The sequence below is a fragment of the Novosphingobium olei genome, assembly GCF_037076535.1.
In the GTDB taxonomy this organism is placed as follows: domain Bacteria; phylum Pseudomonadota; class Alphaproteobacteria; order Sphingomonadales; family Sphingomonadaceae; genus Novosphingobium; species Novosphingobium olei.
On record NZ_AP029021.1, the window covers coordinates 3,358,856 to 3,382,293 of the forward strand.

At 63.4% G+C, this 23,438-nt stretch carries 25 protein-coding genes; 13 read left to right on the forward strand and 12 right to left on the reverse strand.

Features of this window, described 5'->3' with window-relative positions:
• Positions 1–13 precede the first annotated feature (13 nt).
• Positions 14–1,069 (forward strand): 3-isopropylmalate dehydrogenase, encoded by a 1,056-nt coding sequence (gene leuB, locus AACH40_RS15800; protein ID WP_169491398.1) that lies wholly within the window; start codon positions 14–16, stop codon positions 1,067–1,069.
• Positions 1,070–1,080: 11 nt separating this feature from the next.
• Complete coding sequence (locus AACH40_RS15805) at positions 1,081–2,208, forward strand: glycosyltransferase family 2 protein (protein WP_338643226.1); 1,128 nt, start codon at positions 1,081–1,083, stop codon at positions 2,206–2,208.
• Between the two features lie 21 nt (positions 2,209–2,229).
• Here the strand turns inward: AACH40_RS15805 and AACH40_RS15810 are convergent, their stop codons facing one another.
• Positions 2,230–3,564 carry a phospholipid carrier-dependent glycosyltransferase gene (locus AACH40_RS15810; RefSeq protein WP_338643227.1) on the reverse strand — a complete coding sequence of 445 codons (1,335 nt, stop codon included), beginning with the start codon at positions 3,562–3,564 and terminating at the stop codon, positions 2,230–2,232.
• Positions 3,565–3,632: 68 nt separating this feature from the next.
• On the opposite strand from AACH40_RS15810, the gene AACH40_RS15815 reads away from it, so the two are divergent.
• Both AACH40_RS15815 and AACH40_RS15820 read left to right on the forward strand, forming a co-directional pair.
• Complete coding sequence (locus AACH40_RS15815) at positions 3,633–4,841, forward strand: trans-sulfuration enzyme family protein (protein WP_338643228.1); 1,209 nt, start codon at positions 3,633–3,635, stop codon at positions 4,839–4,841.
• A 90-nt stretch (positions 4,842–4,931) separates the two neighbouring features.
• A complete protein-coding gene (locus AACH40_RS15820) occupies positions 4,932–6,275 on the forward strand; it encodes a PAS domain S-box protein (RefSeq protein WP_338643229.1) in 1,344 nt (447 codons plus the stop codon).
• A 176-nt stretch (positions 6,276–6,451) separates the two neighbouring features.
• On the opposite strand, the gene AACH40_RS15825 is transcribed toward AACH40_RS15820, so the two are convergent.
• The 3 genes from AACH40_RS15825 to AACH40_RS15835 all read right to left on the reverse strand — a co-directional run bounded on the left by AACH40_RS15825 (position 6,452) and on the right by AACH40_RS15835 (position 8,200).
• Complete coding sequence (locus AACH40_RS15825) at positions 6,452–6,739, reverse strand: accessory factor UbiK family protein (RefSeq protein ID WP_169491393.1); 288 nt, start codon at positions 6,737–6,739, stop codon at positions 6,452–6,454.
• A 95-nt stretch (positions 6,740–6,834) separates the two neighbouring features.
• Entirely contained in the window at positions 6,835–7,389 is a 555-nt protein-coding gene (locus AACH40_RS15830) for a TspO/MBR family protein (RefSeq protein WP_338643230.1), read from the reverse strand.
• Positions 7,390–7,489: 100 nt separating this feature from the next.
• On the reverse strand, positions 7,490–8,200 hold the full coding sequence (locus tag AACH40_RS15835; protein WP_338646123.1) for a TlyA family RNA methyltransferase: 711 nt from the start codon (positions 8,198–8,200) through the stop codon (positions 7,490–7,492).
• An 82-nt stretch (positions 8,201–8,282) separates the two neighbouring features.
• Between AACH40_RS15835 and AACH40_RS15840 the strand changes: the two genes are divergently transcribed.
• Both AACH40_RS15840 and AACH40_RS15845 read left to right on the forward strand, forming a co-directional pair.
• A complete protein-coding gene (locus tag AACH40_RS15840) occupies positions 8,283–8,834 on the forward strand; it encodes a hypothetical protein (protein ID WP_338643231.1) in 552 nt (183 codons plus the stop codon).
• Between the two features lie 414 nt (positions 8,835–9,248).
• Positions 9,249–10,349: a branched-chain amino acid aminotransferase gene (locus AACH40_RS15845; RefSeq protein ID WP_169491390.1), complete on the forward strand. Its 1,101-nt coding sequence runs from the start codon at positions 9,249–9,251 to the stop codon at positions 10,347–10,349.
• A gap of 18 nt (positions 10,350–10,367) precedes the next feature.
• Here the strand turns inward: AACH40_RS15845 and AACH40_RS15850 are convergent, their stop codons facing one another.
• Entirely contained in the window at positions 10,368–11,822 is a 1,455-nt protein-coding gene (locus AACH40_RS15850) for a porin (protein WP_338643232.1), read from the reverse strand.
• A 183-nt stretch (positions 11,823–12,005) separates the two neighbouring features.
• On the opposite strand from AACH40_RS15850, the gene AACH40_RS15855 reads away from it, so the two are divergent.
• Together AACH40_RS15855 and AACH40_RS15860 are read left to right on the forward strand one after the other, a co-directional pair.
• Positions 12,006–12,914: an SDR family NAD(P)-dependent oxidoreductase gene (locus AACH40_RS15855; protein WP_169491388.1), complete on the forward strand. Its 909-nt coding sequence runs from the start codon at positions 12,006–12,008 to the stop codon at positions 12,912–12,914.
• An 87-nt stretch (positions 12,915–13,001) separates the two neighbouring features.
• Positions 13,002–13,625, forward strand: a complete 624-nt coding sequence (locus AACH40_RS15860; protein ID WP_338643233.1) for a DUF4328 domain-containing protein — start codon at positions 13,002–13,004, stop codon at positions 13,623–13,625.
• Here the strand turns inward: AACH40_RS15860 and AACH40_RS15865 are convergent.
• The 5 genes from AACH40_RS15865 to AACH40_RS15885 form a co-directional block, all read right to left on the reverse strand.
• Entirely contained in the window at positions 13,612–13,929 is a 318-nt protein-coding gene (locus tag AACH40_RS15865; RefSeq protein WP_338643234.1) for a hypothetical protein, read from the reverse strand. The genes AACH40_RS15860 and AACH40_RS15865 overlap by 14 nt on opposite strands.
• Positions 13,930–13,952: 23 nt before the next feature.
• Complete coding sequence (locus tag AACH40_RS15870) at positions 13,953–14,225, reverse strand: DUF2794 domain-containing protein (protein WP_240959290.1); 273 nt, start codon at positions 14,223–14,225, stop codon at positions 13,953–13,955.
• Between the two features lie 98 nt (positions 14,226–14,323).
• A complete protein-coding gene (gene epsC / locus AACH40_RS15875) occupies positions 14,324–15,046 on the reverse strand; it encodes a serine O-acetyltransferase EpsC (RefSeq protein ID WP_169491385.1) in 723 nt (240 codons plus the stop codon).
• Between the two features lie 64 nt (positions 15,047–15,110).
• Entirely contained in the window at positions 15,111–15,737 is a 627-nt protein-coding gene (locus AACH40_RS15880; protein WP_338643235.1) for an HdaA/DnaA family protein, read from the reverse strand.
• A gap of 37 nt (positions 15,738–15,774) precedes the next feature.
• Entirely contained in the window at positions 15,775–17,040 is a 1,266-nt protein-coding gene (locus tag AACH40_RS15885) for a heavy-metal-associated domain-containing protein (protein WP_338643236.1), read from the reverse strand.
• 120 nt (positions 17,041–17,160) lie between these two features.
• Between AACH40_RS15885 and purM the strand changes: the two genes are divergently transcribed.
• Both purM and purN read left to right on the forward strand, forming a co-directional pair.
• Positions 17,161–18,267, forward strand: coding sequence for a phosphoribosylformylglycinamidine cyclo-ligase (purM, locus tag AACH40_RS15890; RefSeq protein ID WP_338643237.1), 1,107 nt, complete (start codon positions 17,161–17,163; stop codon positions 18,265–18,267).
• A gap of 55 nt (positions 18,268–18,322) precedes the next feature.
• Positions 18,323–19,213, forward strand: a complete 891-nt coding sequence (purN, locus tag AACH40_RS15895; RefSeq protein ID WP_338646127.1) for a phosphoribosylglycinamide formyltransferase — start codon at positions 18,323–18,325, stop codon at positions 19,211–19,213.
• A 4-nt stretch (positions 19,214–19,217) separates the two neighbouring features.
• Here purN and AACH40_RS15900 read toward each other — a convergent pair whose 3' ends face one another.
• Positions 19,218–19,460, reverse strand: coding sequence for a hypothetical protein (locus tag AACH40_RS15900; protein WP_169491381.1), 243 nt, complete (start codon positions 19,458–19,460; stop codon positions 19,218–19,220).
• Positions 19,461–19,771: 311 nt separating this feature from the next.
• Between AACH40_RS15900 and AACH40_RS15905 the strand changes: the two genes are divergently transcribed.
• From AACH40_RS15905 to AACH40_RS15915, 3 genes are read left to right on the forward strand one after another with little or no spacing between them, the layout of a single operon-like run.
• Positions 19,772–21,634, forward strand: coding sequence for a Tad domain-containing protein (locus AACH40_RS15905; RefSeq protein WP_338643238.1), 1,863 nt, complete (start codon positions 19,772–19,774; stop codon positions 21,632–21,634).
• Positions 21,631–22,221, forward strand: coding sequence for a TadE/TadG family type IV pilus assembly protein (locus AACH40_RS15910; RefSeq protein ID WP_338643239.1), 591 nt, complete (start codon positions 21,631–21,633; stop codon positions 22,219–22,221). The genes AACH40_RS15905 and AACH40_RS15910 overlap by 4 nt, the downstream gene beginning before the upstream one ends.
• Entirely contained in the window at positions 22,218–22,892 is a 675-nt protein-coding gene (locus AACH40_RS15915) for a pilus assembly protein TadE (RefSeq protein ID WP_338643240.1), read from the forward strand. Before AACH40_RS15910 ends, AACH40_RS15915 begins: the two co-directional genes overlap by 4 nt.
• A gap of 67 nt (positions 22,893–22,959) precedes the next feature.
• Here AACH40_RS15915 and ndk read toward each other — a convergent pair whose 3' ends face one another.
• The gene (gene ndk, locus AACH40_RS15920) at positions 22,960–23,382 is read right to left on the reverse strand and encodes a nucleoside-diphosphate kinase (protein ID WP_169491378.1); all 423 of its coding nucleotides are present in this window, start codon (positions 23,380–23,382) and stop codon (positions 22,960–22,962) included.
• Between the last annotated feature and the right edge of the window lie 56 nt (positions 23,383–23,438).

Consider the following 23,438-nt stretch of genomic DNA (forward strand, 5'->3'; position numbering starts at 1 on the left):
GAGGGGTTTTTCCATGAAGGTTGCGGTTCTGCCAGGCGACGGCATCGGTCCCGAAGTCACGCGGGAAGCGGTTCGGGTGATCGAAGCGTTGGACCTTGGCATTTCGCTTCAGGAAGCTCCTGTCGGGGGCGCTGCCTACAAGGCGCATGGTCACCCGCTTCCTTCGGCCACGCTCGACATTGCACGGGATTCGGATGGCATCCTGTTCGGCGCCGTAGGGGATCCAGACTGTGACGCGCTTGAACGTCACTTGCGGCCGGAGCAGGCCATCCTGGGCCTGCGCAAGGAGCTGACCCTTTTCGCCAATCTGCGACCGGCAAAGGTGTTCAAGGGACTGGAAGACCACTCCGCGCTTCGGCCCGAAGTGGCCTCGGCAATCGACCTGCTGATCGTGCGCGAACTCAACGGCGACGTCTATTTTGGCGAGAAGGGCTTTCGCACCGCGCCGGACGGTTCGCGCGAAGGCTATGACATCATGTCCTACAGCGAAAGCGAAGTGCGCCGGATCGCCCACGTCGCCTTCCGCGCCGCACAGGGTCGAGGCAAGCGTCTCTGCTCGGTCGACAAGGCCAATGTCCTCGAGACGAGCCAGCTTTGGCGCGATGTCGTGATCGAAACGGCCGCGGACTATCCGGATGTGACGCTGACGCACATGTATGTCGACAACGCCGCGATGCAGCTGGTGCGCAATCCCGGACAGTTTGACGTGGTTGTGACTGGCAACCTCTTCGGCGATATTCTTTCGGACCAAGCAAGCATGTGCGTCGGTTCGATCGGCATGCTCGCCTCGGCATCCCTCGGCGAACGGCAGACGGCTCACGGAACTTTCGGCTTGTACGAGCCGATCCACGGATCTGCCCCGGACATCGCCGGCAAGGGCTTCGCCAACCCGATGGCTACCATCCTCTCTGCGGCTATGTTGCTGCGCCATTCGCTCGGCAAGTCAGCGGAGGCAGACCGAATCGAGACTGCTGTCGGCAAGGCGCTCGAAGACGGCGTCCTGGGACGGGACCTCGGCGGTTCGGCCGGAACGACGGAAATTGGTGACGCGGTGCTCGAACGCCTGTAAGCGCGCGCGTCATGCTGCAACTCGCCGTCATTTTGCCGACCTACAACGAGCGCAAGAACATCGCGCTCATGGTCGAACGCCTCGATTCCGCGCTCGCCGGCATTGTCTGGGAAGCGATCTTCGTCGACGATCACAGCCCCGATGGCACCGCGGACGAGGCACGGCGCTTGTCGCTGACTGATCCCCGCATCCGCGTTATCGAGCGCATTGGTCGCCGTGGCCTCGCGTCTGCCGCCATCGAGGGCATGTGCGCGACGGCGGCGCCCGTGGTGGCGGTGATGGACGCCGACGGACAGCACGATCCCAAGCTGCTGCCCGAGATGCTTGCCGCCGTCACCGGCGGTGATTGGGACGTCGCCTATGCGAGCCGCTTTGCAGAGGGCGCCAGCACCGAAGCTTGGGGCCGCCCCGATCGGGTCAAGGCGTCGGGCATGGCCAATCGGCTTGCACGACGGGTCACCGGTGTCCAGCTGTCTGACCCGATGAGCGGCTTCTTCATGCTGCGCGCCGAGACGTTGCGCGCGGACGCACACCGCCTTTCGGGTGTGGGCTTCAAGATCCTTCTCGATATTCTCGCCACCGTCGATGCGCCGCTGCGCGTGAAGGAATTCCCGCTCAACTTCGCTGCACGAATGGAAGGCGAGTCTAAGCTCGATCGCACCGTCGTCTTCGAATTCCTGATCGGCCTTTACGACAAGTGGCTTGGCCGGATCATTCCCACCCGGTTTGCCCTTTTCGGCACGGTCGGCGCACTGGGCGTCGCCGTCCAGATGGGCATGCTCTACCTGCTCCTGCGCGTTCTGCTGGGCGAGAGGTTCGTTTATGGTCACTGGTCCGGCGAGACCACGTTCAACATCGCTAATACCCTTGCCGCCATCGTGGCGATGACCTTCAATTTCGTGCTCAACAACGAGCTGACCTATTCGGACAAGCGCTTGCGCGGCTTTGCTCCACTCATGCGCGGCTGGGCCAAGTTCGCCATGACGTGCTCGCTCGGGCTTCTGACGAATGTCGGATCCGCCGCAGCACTGAAGGCAATGGGTTTCCACGATTTCGTTGCCGTGATCATCGGCATCGTGCTCGGGTCGGTCTGGAACTTCGCACTTTCCAGCAAGTTCGTCTGGGGCAAGTACGGTTGATGATCTTCCCCTTCCGATGACCTATCGCCAGCTCTTCAACCAGGCGTAGTCGACATATGAGTTGGCGCGCGGAAGGGCTCCGGCGGACAGGATCGGGTAGAAGCCTATAAAAAGTGCGAACGCGAGGCCGGCCCCGAGGTAGGCCGGCCACCGTCGGCCCGCTTCCCACCACTCTGCCAGCACAATGGACAGCGCAGCGACCAGGAACACGCTGGCCAAGGCATAGTGATAATAGAATTGTACGGGCTTGCCGTTCAGCGCCCAGAACACCAACGCAAGTATGTATAGCAGGACGATGCCGCGCCGCAGGCGATCGCCGCGCATTCCATCCCAGGCGCAGAATGCCAGCGCAGGCAATCCGGCGAGCATCGTGAACGGATTACCCAGCATCAGCACGCCACGCTGCGCGCCGTCGACGTTTTCGTAAAGAAACCAGATCGGCCGAATATTGAACACCCATTGCCACCACCGGCTCATGTAGGTGTGCGGCTTCACCACGCTGTCCTGAAGCTGCAGCATATAACCCTGCCACGGGATCAGACCCCCCAGCGTCAAGGGCTGCACCTTGTAGAAGAACGCGGGCGCGAAGGTCGCCAGGTACACGACAGCAGGAAGCAGGCCGAGCCAAAGCCCCGCCTCAAGCAACGAAACGCCGAACACCGGTCCCGCCTTTGGGGCCGTTAGAAAATACCGGCGCTCAGATCCCTTCAGCGCCTGCCAGCGCTCCCAGGCGAACAGCAAGCCCGGCGCAACAAGCAAGGGCGCGCCGTTCCACTTGGCCCCGAGAGAAAGGCCAAGGAAAACGCCGCACAGGATCAGATGAAGCCGTCCATTCGTGCGCTGGTCATTTCGAAACGCGAGCGCCCACTGCCAGAATGCCAGCGCCATCATCGCCAGCATCGTCATGTCCAGCATCGCGATACGGCTGAGGATGAACCAGATGAAGTTTGTTGCCAGAAGGATCGCGAACAGAATTGTCGCACTACGCGACCGGCTCGCCCACCACATCGCGCGCGTCGCTGCAAACAGGCCGATGGTGCCCAGCACAGCGTTCGGGAAGCGCCAGCCAAAGGCATTGTCGCCAAAGGCACGGATACCAAGCGAAATCATTTCCTTGGCCAGCAGCGGATGTTCCGGATTGTACCTGCGCGTCAGGTCGATCAGGCGTCGAGCCGCCGGGAGGTAGTGAATTTCATCGAACATTGTCTTGGACGGAATCGCGATGCGATGCAGCGCCAGCGCGAAAAAGGCCACGGTGATCGCCAGAAGCCACGGCAGGGGATCGCGCTGCTGCGCCGATTTGGGGGAAACCGTCATGTTGTTGGGCAGATAGGCGATGACCGTACCACGGCGCAATCCCGCCCGCTTGGCGTCAGGTTCTCGCGCGCTTGCGCGCGGGGTCGCGCGAAACTAAGGCACAGATCATGAAGCGCACCACAGGTCAGGACAGATCGATCACCGCCAGTTGGCGTCCCGCAACCCAGGCGATACGCGCAGGAACGTGGCGTTCGGAGATGGGCGAAACGAGCGAGGCGCTGTTCCTGACGTCTGGCTACACATATGACGATGCTGCCACCGTCGCCGCGCGGTTTGCAGGTGAAGAGGACGGGATGACCTACTCCCGCCTGCAAAATCCGACCGTGCAAATGCTCGAAGAGCGGATCGCCATCCTCGAAGGGGCGGAAGCATGCCGTGCGCAGGCGAGCGGCATGGCGGCGATGACCACCGCGCTCCTCTGCCAGCTTTCCGCCGGTGACCATGTTGTGGCCGCCAAGGCTGCGTTCGGCTCGTGCCGCTGGCTCGTCGACAACCTGCTGCCCCGCTTCGGCATTTCGGGAACAACCATCCACGCGAGCGACAACGCTGCCTGGGAAGCTGCGATCAAGCCGAACACCAAGGTGTTCTTCTTTGAAAGCCCGGCCAACCCCACAATGGATGTGGTGGATCTCGAATTCGTCTGCGCGCTTGCCCGCAAGCACGGTATCATCACCTTGGTCGACAACGCCTTTGCCACCAGCGCGCTGCAACGCCCGCTCGACTTCGGCGCAGACGTCGTAGCCTACTCGGCGACCAAGATGATGGACGGCCAGGGCCGCGTTCTCGCCGGGGCGGTCTGCGGTTCGCAGGACTTCATCGACAACGTGCTGCTGCCGTTCCAGCGCAACACGGGCCCAAACTGCGCGCCGTTCAACGCTTGGGTCGTGCTCAAGGGGCTCGAAACACTGGATCTGCGCATCCACCGCCAGAGCGAGAATGCGCTGAAAGTGGCGACTTTCCTCGAGGCTCGCGTGCCGCGCGTCCTCTACCCCTTCCTCGAAAGCCATCCGCAGTTTGCACTGGCCAAGAAGCAGATGAAGGCTGGCGGCGGAATCCTGTCCATCGAACTCGACGGTGGTCGCAAGCAGGCTCACGCACTTCTCGATGCGTTGCAGCTCGTTGATATCTCGAACAATATCGGGGATTCGCGTTCGCTGATGTGCCATCCGGCCTCGAGCACGCACCATGGCGTGGGGGCCGAAACCCGTGCTGACATGGGCGTGGGCGAAGGCATGCTGCGGCTCAACGTCGGGCTTGAAGATCCCGAAGATGTGATCGCGGACCTGGATCAGGCGCTCGCTGCCGTTGGGCTTTAACAATCTGGCAAATAAGTATTATTTAAAACATTGCATCGCCCCCGCCGCAGCGTAGACTGCGTGCGGGCGGGGTTGATTGGAGCACGCGCATTGCTGGCGGAAGCTCATCTTTCGGCGATCGTCCAGTCTTCCGACGACGCCATCATCAGCATGCAGCTGGATGGAACCGTCATCAGCTGGAATCCGGCTGCAACCATCATCTTTGGCTGGGCCGAAGACGAGATGATCGGGCAGTCCATCCGCAGAATTATTCCTCCGGATCGCGAGGGAGAAGAGAACGACATTCTGGCACGGATCGCTCGCGGCGAGCGGGTCCGCAGCTTCGAGACGATCCGCATGCGCAAGGATGGCACGGTGCTCGAAGTTTCATTGACGGTTTCGCCCATCCTGGCACCCGATGGGCAGATCATTGGCGCCAGCAAGATCGCGCGCGACGTGACCGATCGGCACCGGGTCGAAGCCGCGCGCGACGAAAGCGAACTCAAGTTCCGCATGCTTGCGGACAATATCTCGCAGCTGGCATGGATCGCCGAACCCGATGGAAGCCTGATCTGGTATAATCGCCGCTGGTACGATTACACTGGCACCACATTCCAGCAGATGAAGGGCTGGGGCTGGACTGCCGTGCACCACCCTGATCACGTTGGGCGCGTGCGCGAACATTTCAGCACCTGCATCGGCCTGGGCAAGACTTGGGAAGACACCTTCCCGCTGCGCGGCGCCGATGGCCAATTCCGCTGGTTTCTCTCTCGAGCAAAGCCGATCCACGACAACAATGGCGACATCGTCAACTGGTTTGGCACGAACACCGACGTGACGGAGATGCTCGAGAAGGAAGAGCAGATCCGTGTCCTGCTGATGGAGGTCAATCACCGCTCCAAGAACATGCTGTCAGTCGTTCAGGCGCTCGCCAGGCGGTCGGGTGCCGGAGACGGCACGTTTCTGGAGCGGTTTGAGAACCGCCTTGCCTCGCTTTCGGCAAATCAGGACCTTCTGGTCAAACGTGGTTGGGCAACGATCCCTATTGCCGATCTAGTGGACGCCCAATTGGCGATCCTTGGGCGCGAGAGCCGCAGCTTCGTGAAGACATGCGGAGCCGACTTCGACCTTTCCCCGCGCAGCGCGGAAATTATCGGCATGGCGCTGCACGAACTTGCCACGAACGCTCTGAAATACGGCGCCTTGTCGCAGCTGGGCGGCGAAGTCTGGCTATCGTGGGAGCGGACCGACAATGATCGGCTCTGGATCGAATGGCGGGAAACCGGCGGACCAGCCGTCGATAGCGCGCCCGAAGGGTCGGGATTTGGCACCACGCTGATCCGGCACATCCCCATGCGGAGCCTGAAGGCGGATGTGTCGATGAATTACGAGCCGAGCGGGCTCGTCTGGCGGCTGGAGTGTGATGGCGCCATCGCTCGTTCCTTGTCGAGCTGAGAAGACAACTTGCTGCAAAAAGGTCCCACCAGAGCGATTTGCGATCGCGCTCGATCAAGGCATACCTATCGGCCCTGCCCCAAGGTCTAAACACGCGACCGGGGCCTCCAGCACATGAGGAGACCCCTACCTTCCGCCGATCGAGATATTTCCCGCCTGCGCGGATGGCCGAACCTTCAGCCTACCGCCGTGTCGCTCGCGCTCTCGGCAGGGTCCGATGAAGCCGCGGCACCTTCCAGCTTGGCAAGACGCTCCTTCAGCGTCTCTACTTCCTCACGAGCCGTCGCCGCCATCTCCTTCACAGCGTCGAACTCTTCGCGACTGATGAAGTCAAGGCCGCCCATGGCCTCCCGCAGCTTCTCGCGCGCGGTCGCGCCTGCTTCGCGGCTCATCCCGGCAAAGGTCCCGGCCGCACCGTTCAGCAACTTGACGAAATCGGCGATCAGCGGGTTATCGCTCTGCATTCTCTTGCCCTTCGCAACGTTCTCGGCCGTGCCAAAAGCTGGCGCAGCGCTTTCGCTTCCTTAAATGGTCTCGTGCCCCTGCATCCGCAAGACGCTCAGAGCTCGACGCGGACCGCCGCCCCCGAATTCTTTATCTGCTCGGAGTCGGGATTGAGCACCACGAACTGCCAGTTGAGAAAGGCAGCAAAGCATATCCAAGCGAGATAAGGCGCCAGCAGCAGCCCAGCGATCGGCCGGATGCGGAAGAAGATGAAGAGTGTCGCCAGCACCAGCGGAATCATGGCGAGGATGATCCACAGGGCAAGCGTCGTCTGGTGCAGGCCGAAGAACACAGGGCTCCACGAAAGATTGAGCAGCAACTGCACAGCGAAGAAGATGATCGCGACAGTCCGGCCGCGTGCACCCCACGCCGAGATGATCATCGCCAGGGCCACCCCCATCAGAACATAGAGGACGCTCCACACGATCCCGAACGTTGCCGGCGGGGGATAGAGCACTGGCTTGTTCAGCACCGCGAACCACGCGTTGGCAGGACCACTCCCGGCCGCGATGCCCGAAAGCATGCCAAGCCCGAGTACCAGCGGAACGGTGAACAGCGACCAGCGCAGAAGGCTGGCGCGCAACTGCGCAGGAGAAGCGAGATATCTCATGGTACCCGAACTGCGACCCCCAATCGATTCGTAGGTTCGAGCCGGCCGACGCTGGCGCAGCTCCATTCACCGCACAATTCCGCCGACAATCCGCGCAAAGTCAATCGTGCGTCGCAGAAATCAGGAACTCGACGTTGCCTTCCGGTCCGGTGATCGGGCTTTCGACGACCCCCTGCACCGCCCAGCCCTCTTCCTGCAGCCATTCCCGCACTTCGTTGCAAACGCGGGTGTGCAATGCAGGGTCGCGTACGACTCCGCCCTTGCCGACCTCGCTTCGCCCGACTTCGAACTGGGGCTTGATCAGGGCCACGAGCTGCGTCGGACGTGTCGCCAACGCCAGCGGCACCTCGAGCACCTTGCGCAGGCTTATGAAACTTGCATCGCAAACCACCCAGCTTGCCGCTTGATCGATGTGCGCGGCGGTAAGGATGCGCGCGCTGGTCTGCTCAAGCACCGTCACCCGCGCGTCCTGCCGCAGTTTCCAGGCGAGCTGGTTTGTCCCGGAGTCCACCGCGAACACATGGCTGGCGCCCTTCTGCAGCAGGACGTCGGTGAATCCGCCCGTCGAGCTGCCGATATCCATCGCCACGATACCGTCGGGATCGAGACCGAAATGATCGATCGCGTGGGCAAGCTTGATTCCGCCGCGCGAAACCCATGGATGGTCCCGCCCACGCACTTCAAGCGGTGCCTCGGCGGAAACTGGCTGCCCCGCCTTGGCGATCTTGGTTTCCCCCGAAAACACGACGCCGGCCAGGATCAGAGCCTGCGCGCGGGTGCGGCTTTCAGCCAGCCCTCTGTCAACCAGCATCTGGTCGACGCGCTGCTTCGCTCCGGCTGGGCTCTTCGGGGGACGGGTTGAGGTCACCCGGTCTCTCTTCCATAAGCCGGGCATGAAGATCAACCGCACAGGCCTGCCGCTGCTCCTTTCCGTCGCATTGGCGGGATGCGTCGCCGCGCCCGTCCCGCCTCCCCCGGCAGCACCGGCGCCAAAACCGACTCAAGCGCCGCCTCCCTCTAAAATCGCAGAAAGAGCCGCTCCGAAGGATTGGCGTGATGCTGTCCAGACGCCCGGTGATTGGGTCTATGCTCCGCTCGGAAACGGCAGCGAGGCTCGGTTCGTCTCGAACGGGGGCGCGACGCTGGCGTTGCTGCGCTGCGATCGGCCTAATGCAACGGTGACCTTTTATCGCAACGGTTCGGCCTCGGCCCCCGTCCCCGCGTCGATCGCCACCTCAAGCGAGACGCGCAATACAAGCGCCGTGCCGGTCAGCGGCGGCGCCGTGCCGATGCTGGCGATCGCAATTGCAAGGAATGATCGACTGCTTGATGCTTTCGCCTTCAGCCGTGGCCGCTTTGCAATCGATATCAACGGCTTGCCCACGCTGTACCTGCCTGCCTGGGCAGAGATCGGGCGGGTCGTCGAAGATTGTCGAAAAGCGTGAGGAGAGGCCATCTGGCCATCGGCGCGAAGCGGCTATCCTGACGGCAAAATAATTTCACGCAAGACTTGTTGTTGGCGACTGGATGAATCACATTGAGTTCAAGATCGAGGCGATGACGTGGTGCTTCGATCCAGCCGCGAGAGCGGCGACTTTGGCTCAACAGCGCGAAAGGAGGTGATCCGATGTCTCATGGTTCAGCAGAGAGGTCGGTACAGTCCCGCGCGAGGCATTATCGCTGAGTTTCGATTAAGCGATAAAGGCTTCGTGGGCGGCACTTCCGGCCGCTGACCATGCGAAGGGCCGCTCCGGATTGACCGGCGCGGCCCTTCACATTTATTACATTATGCTTGCGTCTTGCGCAATAATCGTTCACGGAGCGCGCTCCATTACGATTCCAGCAAGGACATCCGAGCGATGGCGACCGACGCCGAAACCAGCCAGACCTTCACGCGCCACCCGCATCCCGCCCCGCTTGCGGTGGATGCGCGGACTGCCGTGCTGGCGGACCCGGGGTTCGGTCGCGCCTTCACCGACCACATGGTCGAGATCGACTATACCGAAGGGCGCGGCTGGCACGACGCCCGGATCGTGCCCTATGGTCCGATCCCGCTCGATCCTGCCGCTGCCGTGCTGCACTATGCGCAGGAGATCTTCGAAGGGCTGAAGGCCTACCGCCTGGCCGACGGCGGCATCGCGCTTTTCCGCCCCGAAGCCAATGCCGCTCGCTTCAATGCCTCGGCCCGGCGCCTGGCCATGCCAGAGCTGCCGGAAGACCTGTTCGTCGAAGCCGTCCGCCAGCAGGTGCTTGTCGACAAGGACTGGTTCCCGACTGTCGATGGCGGCTCGCTTTATCTGCGCCCGTTCATGTTCGCATCCGAAGCCTTCCTCGGCGTGCGGCCGTCGAAGCAGTACAAGTTTCTCGTCATCGCAAGCCCGGCTGGCAACTACTTCAAGTCAGGCGCGCCAGCAGTCTCGATCTGGGTTTCGGACTATACCCGCGCGGCCCCTGGCGGAACCGGGGCGGCCAAGTGCGGCGGCAACTACGCGGCAAGCCTCGTCCCCACCGCCGAAGCTTTCGAGCGTGGCCATGATCAAGTTCTGTTCCTCGATGCTGCCGAGCACAAGTGGGTCGAGGAACTGGGCGGGATGAACCTGTTCTTCGTGTTCGACGACGGCTCGGTGCTGACCCCGGAGCTGACCGGCACCATCCTGCCCGGCATCACGCGGGAAAGCCTGCTCAAGTTGGCTGCCGAGGAAGGCCTGACCGTTCGCGAGGGCCGCTACAGCCTCGACCAGTGGAAGGCGGATGCCGCATCGGGCAAGCTGCTCGAAACCTTCGCCTGCGGCACGGCCGCGGTGGTGACCCCGGTCGGAAAGGTTGCCAGCCGCGATGGCGAATTCGTCATCGGCTCGGGCGGACCCGGCCAGCTCACGCAGAAGCTGCGCCAGCGCCTCGTCTCGATCCAGCGGGGCGAAGCGGCCGACACGCACGGGTGGGTCAAGCGTATCGCCTGATCCGCCCGGCGCACAGGTTCAGTAATTCCACTGGATCTGGGTGCGCAGGACGTTGCCCTCGGCCCGGCCAAGGCGGCGTTCGTCAGCCTCGGAGCGCCTCATCCGTGCGTAAGCGAGGGTGAGTTCGAGCGCCTTCATCGCCTGCCATTCGAGGCCGACCTCGATCTCGTCGGTCTCGACTCTCGGCGCGTTGAGCGCGACCTTCCAGCCGCCGCGATAGTGTTGCCAGCGGGCATAGGGCCACAGCGTGCTGCCGCCTTCGGTGGCAAAGCGTCCCATCACTTGAACGTAGCCGCCGTTCAGCTTCTTTTCCTTGATCGTCCCGCTGGCGCGGTCGAATTCGGGGCCCTTGCCCCAGTTCCATTCGGCCTGCACGCCGATCGGGCGGGGATAGAGCATGGCGTGCACGCCGATGCGGTCGTCAGCATAGCCCTTCGCGCTGACGCCGCCGCTGCGCAGTTCGGGGCGGAAGTGGTTGCGCATAGCCGACGCGCCAACCTCTAAGATCTGGTCGCCAACGCGGAACGGCAGCGAGACCAGTGCCACCTGCATCAGGGCGTTGTCCTGCTCGGTCTTGTTAGTGCCCTGCCCGTTCATCAGGCCGATACCGAAAGCGCCATAGTTGCCGAAGGTCTTCTGCCCCTCCTTGGTGAGCTCGTCCCAGATCTTCTGCATGGTGCGCGGCGTGAAATAGGCAATCACGCCAAGATCGCGCTCGCCGGGCACCGCGCTGTTGATACCGTCGCTGCGATCGAGCGTCAGGCGATTGGACGAGGACTGCATGTTCTCCCAGCCGTATGGCACCTTCGACTGGCCGAGGCGGACCTTGAACGTCTTGTGCCGGTCGAGGAATACATCGGCATAGGCATCGCGCAGCTGGCCGAAGCCTTCGCGCCGCTCGCCCGCCTGCTGCCCCATGACCGCGCTGGCGAAGTCGTGCTGGAGATAGAGCGAGACGCGGTCGGATATCTCGCCCTGCAGGACGACGCGGACGCGGCGCAGCGAAAAATTACTGCGATCGGAGATCGAACCGTCGTGCACCGAACGCAGGCGCGACTGGCCGGCGGGCGCGGTCTTGTCTCCCGATATGATCTCGTTGAAACGCAGCTGGGTATAGCCGCGCAACTGCAGGCGATCGTACCAGGCCTTTGGCTTGGGCTTGTCCGCAGCGGTCGGCGAGGTCCCACTCGACCCACCCAGCGCCGCCAACGCGAGCGGTGCGGGCTGCGGCGTCGGGGCGGCAACCAGTGGCGAAGTCGCCGGCACCGGATTTGTGGCGCTCGCCAGCTTCCCCTGCAGTGCTTCGATCTGCTGCTGCATGGCCAGCATCGCTGCCATCTGCCCCCGCATTTGCTCCTGCATCTGGGCAATCTGCAATTGCAGCGTGGCAAGATCTTCGCCCTGCGCATGGGCAGGGTTTGTCCATCCCAGCGATACGGCAAGGGCAATGACAGAAAGACGCTTGGCAGCCATGGTGGTCGGTCCCCTCGAATGACCGGGCTGCGCTATGAAGGTATTGTTACACGTTTTTGACTTTCGACTGACGGTATTGTGACGTTTTATTGCCGCCGCTGGGGCGTTGCCTTGCACGGCGCTTCATGGCACCGCCCAAGCAGGGATCGCGCCTTTCGCCGCCCATCAGACAGGAGCCCATCGATGACCATTTCGTTCGAAGGCCGCGTGGCAATCGTCACCGGCGCTGGCGGAGGTCTCGGCCGCGACTACGCGCTGGAACTGGCGCGCCGCGGGGCACGGGTCGTCGTCAACGATCTGGGCGGCACGCGCGATGGTACGGGCCATTCCGATGCCGCGTTGAAAGTAGTCCAGGAGATCGAGGAGATGGGCGGCCAGGCCATGGCCAACGGCGGCTCCGTGACCGAGATCGAGCAGATGGTGGAAATGGTCGCGCGCGCGAAGGAAAAGTGGGGCGGCGTCCACATCCTGATCAACAACGCCGGGATCCTGCGCGACAAGAGCTTCGCCAAGATGGACGCTGCGGACTTCGAAACGGTGGTCAAGGTCCACCTCACCGGCTCCGCCTTTGCCACCAAGGCCGTGTGGGATACGATGCGCGAGCAGGGGTATGGCCGCATCCTCATGACGTCCTCGTCGACGGGCCTGTTCGGCAATTTCGGGCAGACCAACTACGGCGGCGCAAAACTCGGCGTCGCGGGCATGACCAAGACGCTCTACCTGGAAGGCGCGAAGTATAATATCCGCGTCAACACGCTGGCTCCCGTCGCTGCAACGCGTCTGACCGAGGACATTTTCCCCGAAGCCGCCTTCGCTGCCTTCTCGCCGGAGAAGGTCGTCCCGGCAGCGCTGTATCTCGTCTCCGAAGATGCGCCGAGCAACGCCATCGTCGGTGCTGGCGGCGGGGCATTTCATTGCTCGTGGGTCACGATGAACCCGCCAGTGGTGCTTTCCGAAGAGGAGCAGACATTGGAAGGCTTTGCCGCCGCATGGGACCGCATTTCTGACCGCACCGGAGACTTCGTGCCACAGTCCGGAGGCGAGCAGTCTGCAGTGATCCTCAATGCCCTCGCCGCAACGCTGAAAGCCTGAGCGCGCGCCCTTTCATTTGGCTAGTCCTTGCCGTTCATCAGAACGTGCCTAAGCTGTGGCGCAATAGAACGGGCGGGAGAATACCGGATGGCTGACGAACCTGCAGCGCCGCAGCAGGCCCGACTCGAAAAGCTTGCCAGCCGGCTGCAATGGCTGCTGCCCCTGTTCGGCGGATCGCTTGCCCTGGTTGTCCTGTGCGACCGACTGGGCCTTGCCGATCCGCAGCGGGCTTCTCGCCCCGCCCTGGCCGCGAGCGTCGCAATTGCGCTCGTGCAGTTGGCCTCTGCCCTGCTTTGCGTAATTATCTCGGCGATGTGGCTGCACCGGGCGAGCGCAAACCTTGCCGAACGCGGCCTCCCCATGCGCCATTCGCCGACCGGTGCCTGGGGCTGGTACTTCCTGCCGATCGCCAATCTGTTCAAGCCTTTGGGCGCGATGAAGGAAATCTGGGCCGCAAGCATCGGAACGGAGGGAAGCGTTGGAACCACGACCGATCCGCTGCTGGTGCGCTGGTGGAGCGCCTGGATCGTCGGCAACATCGCGTTGTCGATGTCCGCCAGGACGGAATCCATCGGCGGTACCAGCATGGCGATCGTGCTCGATGTCGTCGGGGTCGTTGCGCTTTTTGCCGCAGGGTTGTTCTTCGCCCGGATCGTCGACGCAGTCACCAGTTCGCAAGGTGGCGCAAGCACCGCCGCTACTTTCGCCTGAGCGTATCCTTGGCCGCGTCACAGGTGCCGGGCGTTGCCGCCGCCAGTTGCATCGACTTCAGCCGCCGCGACATCTCGCTTGCCGTGATCGCTTTTGCCGCACCGCTTGCCGGATCGATCAGCAGCGGTGTCGCGCAATCGCTCGGCACCGGCGGATCACCGGGCTTGGCCGGCAACGTCACCAGCATCAGCACCTTGTCATCACGATAGAGCACACGCAGGACTTTGCGCCCCGCATGCTCGGCCTTGCCCGGCTGGACAGGGCTGGAGCAGGCAGACACATCCGCCAATGCGACAACGGCCATGATTGGCGCAATCCAACGAATGCTCAGTCCTCGACGACCTTGAGCAGCTTGCGCTCGAGGGGCGAAAGCACGCTGGCCAGATCGTGCCCGCGCTTGAGCACCTGCCCCGCTTCGCCATAAAGCGCCCACATGCCCTGGCGCTGACGCAGCGCGGGACGCTTCTCGATCCGGGCGGTCGCGCGCTCGGCACTCCGGCGATAGGCCGAAAAGCTCGCAGCATCGCGGTCGAAGTTGAGCGCGTAGTCCTTCCACAAGCCTGCGGCGACCATGCGGCCATAAAGGTCGAGGATGCGCATGAGCTCTGCACGATCGAAGCCGACCTGCTGAACGGGCCGGGCAATCGGAAGAGGCACGACATTGGCCGCGCCACCTGCGGAATCGGGCGCGTTTGCGCTCAGCTGCGGCTCCTCCGCCGGGGTGTCGTGCTGGTAGGCTCAGGCTCGGGCGTTTCGCGCGCGAGCAAGGCTGCTACCTGGGCCTTGAGCAGCGCAACCTCGGCCTCGAGCTCCTCGACGCGGCTTCCGCCGGAGCCGCCAACCGGCTCGCACGGCTCCTTGCAGGGCGTGCCGTAAGGGATGAAGTCCTTGAGCCAGGTTTCCACCGGCACCAGTGTCGAACGCGCCTTCAAACCGATCATCGTTGCGCCTTCGGGCACGTCATCGGTCACCACCGCGTTCGCGCCGACGCGCGCGCGAGCGCCCACCGTGATCGGCCCCAGCACTTGCGCGCCCGACCCGAGGATCACGTTGTCGCACAACGTGGGATGCCGCTTGCCCGGAACGCCATTAGCCGGATTGGTGCCGCCCAGCGTAACACACTGATAGATCGTGACATTGTCACCGATCTCGGCTGTTTCGCCGATCACGGTAAAGCCATGGTCGATGAACAGATGTCGCCCGATCTTGGCGCCGGGATGGATGTCGATCCCGGTCAGAAAGCGGGAGAAGTGGTTGATGAGGCGAGCCATGAAATAGAGCTCTGCTTCAAACAGCCAATGCGCGACGCGATGAAGCCCGACTGCCCATAGCCCTGGATAAAGCAGGATTTCCCAGCGCGAACGCGGTGCCGGGTCGCGCGCGCGGATCGAATCCAGATAGGCGATCAAGCTGTCGAACATGGCGCCGCAATCCTTCCCTGTTTCGTTCTGCAAGGCAAGCGCAGCGCGGCTTGCCCTTTTCCCCTTACAGCAAGCGCGGCTGGAATTCGCCCCCGACCGCGCCATGCACGCGCTCTGCCAAGGCGTCGCGCGCAAGGGATATGGTGACGGGCGCCTTGCGCTCAAGGGAGAGCCTGTCGATTGTCTGCACCAGAGCCTCTGCCGCAGCATGGCTGCGCTCGATGCGCGGCAAAAGCCAGGCAAGCACGCCCTCGCCAAGGACAAGCCCTCGTCGCATCGCATGCTCTTCGATCAGGCCGCGAAGCAGCAGGTCGTCCGGCGTCGCGATTTCGAGCAACAGGGCAGCGCCGATGCGCGAGGCAAGGTCCGGCAACGCGATGCGCCATTCGCCGGGCGCGCGGCTGCTGACAAGCAGCAGGGCCCGGCCATCCGCCTGCGCCCTGTTCCAGCGATGAAACAGAGCGTTTTCGTCAAGATCGTCGGCATCGTCGATGGCATCGCCCACCCCGCTGTCGGCAAACCACCGCGCCAGAAGGCTCTTGCCCGACCGCGCCGGGCCCGCGAGCACGGCGGTATGGAATGGCCAATCCGCACTCGACTGAAGCGCCCAGATGACCGGTTCAAGCGAAGGCCCCGTCACGATCCGGCCCGCGCCAGATAGGGTAGTCAGAGGAAGAGCGATCTGGCTCATGCTGATGCAACTTCGGCGTGGTCTGGTTCGGCCGCCGCTACTTGCGAATCACGATCGCGCCCGCACCCTGCGTGACCTTCCAGCCCTGGGCCTTCAACCCGGCGGAAAGCGCTTCGAGATCGCCTGCGTAAGTCGCACGGATGACCGACATGCCGCCTATGGCGAGCGAGGAGACCGTTGCCCCCTGCACGCCCGCCACCGCGCGCACGGCGGCGAGGCCCGCATCGAGCGCGGCCGCGTCCGGCGTCGAGAACTGCACGGTAAAGGTTTGGGTCTGCGATGCCGTCGTGGCAGCGGCGACCGGCGCGCTTTCGACGCCCGCCACGGGCCCGGCTGCCACGGGGCCCGATTTGGCCAGCACTTCGTCAACCAGCTTAGGATCGATCTGCGGCTGGACCACCAGCGTGGCATCGGGCGTCAGCTTTCCGGCCGCCAGCGCTGCGGCATAAAGGCCATCGATCCGCTTGACCGCTTCGTTCAGCATCGCCGGCAGCTTGTCCTCGCTCACTGCTGTCATTTCGAAGCTGCCGAGATACCGGTTGTCCGGACCATAGCGGGCGCTGAAAGTCCCGTGGACTGGTCCTCCCGGGAATTCGCGCTGCAACCGGGCTATCGGGATCACCACATCTGCCGCACCGAATTCGTCGAGAATCATGCGCCACCAGTTGCGGCTGCGACGCGTGATCTGGCCTTCGGTCAACAACAGCGAATCGGCGCCCGAACCCGTCGGGCGGACGTAATCAATCACGCTTTCGCCAGTGCGGAACTCGGCCCAGGCTTTCTGCCAGGGGGTACGCGTCTCGAACACCGATCCGACCCCGCCCTGGTACAGCACCGGGATCACCAGCATCGGCGCCGAGCGTGCCACCTGGCCCTGCATGCCGAGGTAGCCGCCGGTGCGGGCACGGTCGAAGATGACGCCCAGCGTCGCGATATAACGGTGCGGTCCGATCTGCTCGTTCTCGACCACGATCGCCGAGACCATGCCGTCGAGCGTTCCGGCGTCGAGCGCAGGCGCGGTGCCGCCGCCCAAGCCGTTCTTGGCCCAGAGCTGCTCCCACGCCTTGCGCTGCGCCTCGCGCCAGCCAGCGGCGCGGGCGGCTTCGGCATTGTCGCCGGTCGCATTGACCTCGATTCCCGAGATCTCGAAATCGCCGGTGCTGGCGATCGGGGGTATCCCGCGATCGCCTTCGATCTGGGCATAAAGCCCGGCGCCTGCCAGCGCGAGCGCCACGCCGCCGCCCAGCACGAGCAGCGCCTTGCGCGGGCGAAATGCTCGATTCGGCAGGGTGAAGACGGCCAAGGGAACTCCGCGATGCGCAAGGGTGCCGAAACGAAGTTTCCTCCCGGCTCCCGATGAGATGGGCGCTTTTGCCCAAAGGCAAGTGGAAATCCAAGCAGGAAAGCGCTAGGCGGCTGCGCCATGGCATCCGACGACCCCAAGCAGCAGTCCTATTCCTACGAACAGGCAGGCGTGAACATCGCCGCCGGCAACGCGCTGGTGAAGGCGATCGGCCCTCTGGCCAAGGCGACAGCCCGTCCCGGTGCCGACGCCGAGCTGGGCGGCTTCGGCGGCTTTTTCGACCTCAAGGCTGCAGGATACAAGGACCCCTTGCTGGTGGCCGGAAACGACGGCGTCGGCACCAAGGTCAAGCTCGCCATCGACCATGATCGCCATGACGCCATCGGCATCGATCTGGTCGCGATGTGCGTCAACGACCTGATCGTGCAGGGTGCCGAGCCGCTGTTCTTCCTCGATTACTTCGCCACCGGCCGCCTCGACAACGGCGTGGCTGAGCGCGTCGTCGCCGGGATCGCCGAAGGCTGCAAGCTCGCCGGGTGTGCCCTGATCGGTGGCGAAACCGCCGAAATGCCGGGCATGTACGCCGACGGCGACTATGACCTCGCCGGGTTCTGCGTCGGCGCGGTGGAGCGCGGCGAACAGCTGACCGGCGATCGCGTGGCCGAAGGCGACGTACTGCTCGGCCTCGCCTCCTCGGGCGTCCACTCGAACGGCTATTCGCTGGTCCGCCGCCTTGCCGCCGACAAGGGCTGGAAGATGGATCGTCCGGCCCTGTTCGACAACGAACGGCTGCTTATCGAACATCTTATCGAACCCACCCGGATCTATGTGAAGAGCCTGCTGCCCTTCATCCGTTCGGGTCGCATCCACGCACTGGCCCACATCACCGGCGGCGGTCTGCTCGAAAACGTGCCCCGGGTGCTTCCGGCGGGCCTCCACGCGCGGATTGATGCGGACGCGTGGGAGCAGCCACGGCTCATGGCGTTCCTGCAGGCGCAGGGCAATATCGAGCCCAAGGAAATGGCGCGGACCTTCAATTGCGGGATCGGCATGGTTCTGGCGGTCGCGCCGGATGAAGCCGATGCCTTGGCACGCGATCTGGGCCACGCGGGCGAGACGGTGTTCCGCATCGGCGAGATCGTCGCGGGCGACAAGGGCTGCACCGTGTTCGGCAGCGCCGAGGCGTGGTCCGCGCGCGAGCCGTGGGAAGCGGTCCACCTTGGCTGAAGGCAAGGCAGCGAAGGCCAAGGTCGCCGTCCTCATTTCGGGCAGCGGCACCAACATGGCCGCGCTGCTCTATGCCAGCCGCCTGCCCGGCTCCCCATACGAAATCGTACTCGTCGCCTCTAACCGGCCGGAAGCAGCGGGGCTTGCACTGGCCGCTGCCGAAGGCATTCCGACGTTTGCACTGCCACACAAGGGGATGACCCGCGACGCGCACGATGCTGCGATGGAGGCCGCCGTGGTCGAACACGGCGCGCGGTTCATCGCGCTTGCGGGCTACATGCGCATCCTGTCGGAAGATTTCGTGGCGCGCTGGGAGGGGCGGATGCTCAATATCCATCCCTCGCTGCTGCCCAAATATACCGGCCTCGACACCCATGCCCGCGCCATCGCGGCCGGCGATACGCATGGCGGCTGCACCGTCCATCTGGTGACCGCCAATCTGGACGAAGGTCCTGTGCTCGGACAGCTGCCGGTGGCCATCCGTCCCGGCGAAAGCGCCGAAGCGCTCGCCGCACGTGTGCTCTTTGCCGAACACCAGCTCTATCCACGCTGCCTTGCGGAGCTGGTGGGACGAGAGACGTCCCCCGTCTGGCTGACCGAACAGGTTCGCCAGCGCGCCCTTGCCCTGCCCGCGGCGGAAGAAACCGTCAGCCACGGGATGGCCTGCTTCGGCATTGCCAAGGGCAGGAAGTTTGCGTGGGTTTCGAACGACCACCACGGCGACGGTCGCGTCGCGCTGTTGGTCAAGGTCAGCGGCGCCGACGAGCAGGAACAACTGATCGAAAGCGATCCCGCGCGCTTCTACAGCCCTGCCTATTTTGGCAGCGACTGGATCGCGATGCGGCTCGATCTGGGCGATGTCGACTGGGACGACATCGCGGAGTGGTTGCGCCGCAGCTGGAGCGCGATCGCCCCGCGCAAGCTGACGGCGATGCTGGAGTTCTGATCGCTCAGACCTGATCCTCGCTCACCACCGGACGGCTTTCGCGTGTGCCGCGATATCGCACCAGCGGATCGTTCGCATCGCCCGATATGACGACGTGATCGTCATGCACTTCGAGCAGGGTACCCACGAAAGGCATGCCGTCCAGGCTCCCGCCGCCAATCCGATAGCTGACCACGTCGCCCACCTTGAATGTGGCTGCGTCGAAGTTGAATTCGAACGGGCATTCGCCCTCGCCCATACCTATCATCGCTTTCTCCTCGGTCCCCGCTCGATAGCGGCCGCAAACGTTGCTGGGAAGCGCGACACGTCCGGGCGACGATCCAATGTCGTTAATTCGACAATTTCCCAGCCGATCAGCCGCACATTTTACAACTTTAGTTGGTTAACGACGCCTATGATTAAATCCTTATAACACTTAGGGTTTTGTTAGCCACGATGGGGTCAGTTGCAACCATTCGCGTCGCCTGAGCTGCGACCCAATGGTTAAAAAGGTCGGCCTCGATGATACAGGTTTACACGTGGACCCGGCACGCGGCCAGTTGGACGCGACAGGTGCTGATGCGCCTCGCACTCGAAAACACCGGGTCAATCCTGCCACTCTCGGTCGCCGCGATCTTCGTTCTCGCTGCAATGGCTGGCGGTGCGGTCGATGCAAGCGGCGTCTATAAGGCGCGCAACCGTCTGCAGTATGCCTGCGATGCCGGCACGCTGGCCGGTCGCCGCGCAATTACCACCAATGGCTACGACCAGACGGCCAAGGACAAGGCGAGCAACTATTTCCTCGCCAACTACGACTTCAACCGCAATCAGTCCCAGACGCCGACCTTCACCACGTCGTCGCCGGACAGCGGCAATTCCGTCGTCGGCACGGCATCGGTGACAGTGCCGATGAAGGTCATGCAGATTTTCGGCATGACCAACATCTCGGTTTCGGTGAACTGCTCGGCCACGATGGGCGTCGGCAACGCCGATGTGGTCATGGTGCTCGATACCACCGGCTCGATGCTGCAGACGGCCTCCGGCAGCACCCCAAGTGGCACGCAAACCAGCAAGCTGCAGGACCTGCGCGCCGCGATGAAGAGCTTCTACACCACGCTTGCCACGGCCAGCGCCGGAACCAATGCGCGCCTGCGCTATGGCTTCGTGCCCTATACGCAGACCGTGAATGTCGGCAGACTCATCCAGAGCCTCAACCCCGATTACCTTGCGGACAGCCGCACCATCCAGTCGCGCCAATGGTCGTCTTCGGTCGGATCGCCCACGACCACGTACTCGACTGCGTCGACATCGAACTCGAAGCTGTATGCGAACACGGCCTACACATCGAGCGGGTGCAGCAGCGCCATCACATCGCTGCCGTACACCAGCTGGACCGATACCGGCACGTCGACTTCGAGCACGACCAACAGCACCAGCGGCTATCAATACCTTAGCACGAATACGGTAACCCAGCCGCAGACCCTCAACACCTACACCTGCAACAAGAGCGGTAACAGCTACTACATCTATTACACCGTCTCTACGCGGAACAAGTATACTGCCACCACCACCACCAGCCAGTTCACTTACAAGGCGGTGACTTACGACACGAGCCAGTTCAAGAACTTCACCTCGGTGACCACGCAGACCGGGGACGGTGGCACGAACATCACGACGACCTGGGATGGCTGCATTGTCGAACGTTCGACCACGGCGTCCGCAACGTTCAGCTATTCGTCGCTGCTCGGCATCACGCCCACGGCATCCGACCTCGACATCGACACGGCACCCGATCCTTCGACCCCGTCGACGCAGTGGGCTCCGCTGTGGAAGGAAGTGGCCTATTACCGCACCAATTCGACCGGCTCGAGCCTGACATCCAACGCGACCTCGTTCTACGGAGACAGCGCGGCCTACGGGTGCCCCTACCAGGCGCAGAACCTGTCCACGATGACGCAGACCAGCTTCAACGCCTATGCCGACTCGCTCGTCGCCGGTGGCGCGACCTATCACGACATCGGCATGACCTGGGGCGCGCGCCTGAGCTCGCCCGACGGCATCTTTGCCGACATCGTCAACGATCCGCCCAACAACGGCGGCAAGGTCTCGCGCCATATCATCTTCATGACCGACGGCATCACCGATACCGGCAATTCGCTCGACAGCGCCTGGGGCATCGAATGGCACGACCGGCGCGTGACGTCGGATGGCTCGAAGTCGCAGAGCGATGCCCGCCACATCCAGCGCTTCCGCGCCCTGTGCGATGCGGTCAAGGCCAAGGGCATCCGCGTCTGGATGATCGCCTTCGGCACATCGCTGACCACGGACATGAGCTACTGCGCATCTGACCAGAGCGCCTACACCGCGGCCAACTCCACCCAGCTCAACGCCGCGTTCCAGGATATCGCCAAGCAGGTCGGCGAGCTCAGGATCTACCAATGACCGCCCGCACACTGCAGCGCCTGCTCGCCGATACCGAAGGCGCATACATCCTGGAATTCGGGATCATTGCGCCCGTCTTCGTGCTGATGATCTTCAGCCTGATCGACCTTGGCCAGCTGGTCTACGGCAAGGTCCTGCTAGAAGGCGCGGTCGAAGCCGCGGCGCGCGATTCATCGCTCGAAACGGCCGATACCACGGCATCCGACGCCATGGTTGCGGCCACGGTCAAGAACATCCTGCCGGGCGCGCAGGTCACATCGACCCGCACCAACTACTATGACTTTGCCGACATCGCGCGTCCCGAAAAATGGAACGACACGAACAGCGACGGCACATGCTCGGGGGGCGAGACCTACATCGACGAGAACCGCAATGGCCGTTGGGATGCCAATATCGGCCAGTCGGGCAACGGTGGCGCCTACGACGTCGTTATCTACACGACGACCGTCAAGTACGACCCGCTGATCAAGTTGCCTTTCGTGCCGGGCTTCACCGGAACGCAGACGCTCGTGTCCAAGACCGTGCGCAAGAACCAGCCTTTCGCAACGCAAACGAAGTATGGTTCATCGAGTGGGACATGCGCATGATCGCGCGCCCTTCCATATCCCCGCGCGCGCGCCGTCTGGCGCGCCGCCTCGCCGCAAACCGCAGCGGGATTGCGCTGATCGAATTTGCGATTGCCCTTCCCGTGCTGATCTCGTTCGGCATGTTCGCCACCGAGGTTGCCAACCTCACGGCGATCGACATGCAGCTGAGCGAAATCGCGCTCGCGGTCGGCGACAATGCCTCCCGTCTGGGGCAGGCAGACAACAGCTCGGTTACCCCGACCATCGCCGAAACGGACGTCGATTCGGTGATGAAGGGTGCGGGCGAAGCGGGGAAGTCGATCAGCCTGTCGACCAATGGCCGCGTCATCCTGACCAGCCTTGAGAAGGATACTTCGACCGGAAAGCAGTACATCCACTGGCAGCGCTGCTACGGCAGCCTGGTCAAGACGTCCGCCTATGGCAACGACAGCACCCAGAACGGGCTCAACGGTGCGACCATCACGGGCGTCAACATGGGCCAGGCCACGCTGACCGCCGACACCGGCAGCGCCGTGATGATTGCCGAGGTCTATTACCAGTACACGGGCCTGTTCGGCAGCTTCTTCTTCTCGCCCTTCACGATCCGCCAGCAGGCGGCCTTCATCATTCGCGACCAGCGCAATCTCTCGGCAGGCCTCACCGGCACAGGCGGCACGTCGAAGTGCACCTGAAACGCGAAGGGCCACCGGGACGCGATGTCCCGGTGGCCCTTGCGTTGTTCCGAATGGGACGGTCTGATCAGCCGACGATTTCTTCCGGCTTGAAGAAGAAGGCGATTTCGGTCGCCGCGTTCTCTTCCGAGTCCGAACCGTGGACCGAGTTCGCCTCGATCGATTCGGCGTAGGTCTTGCGGATGGTGCCTTCGTCGGCGTTGGCCGGGTTGGTCGCGCCCATCACGTCACGGTTGCGCTTTACCGCGTCTTCGCCTTCGAGCACCTGGACCACGACCGGGCCCGAAATCATGAACTCGACGAGATCGTTGAAGAACGGGCGTTCCTTGTGGACCGCATAGAAGCCTTCGGCCTGCTCGCGGCTCATGTGGATGCGCTTCGACGCGACGACGCGCAGGCCGGCTTCCTCGAGCATCTTGGTGACGCCGCCGGTCAGGTTGCGACGGGTCGCGTCGGGCTTGATGATCGAGAAGGTGCGGGTAACCGCCATGGGACGTTCCTTGCGAATTGTGGGGTTTTCTGGTTGCGCGCGCCCCTAGCCGGGTT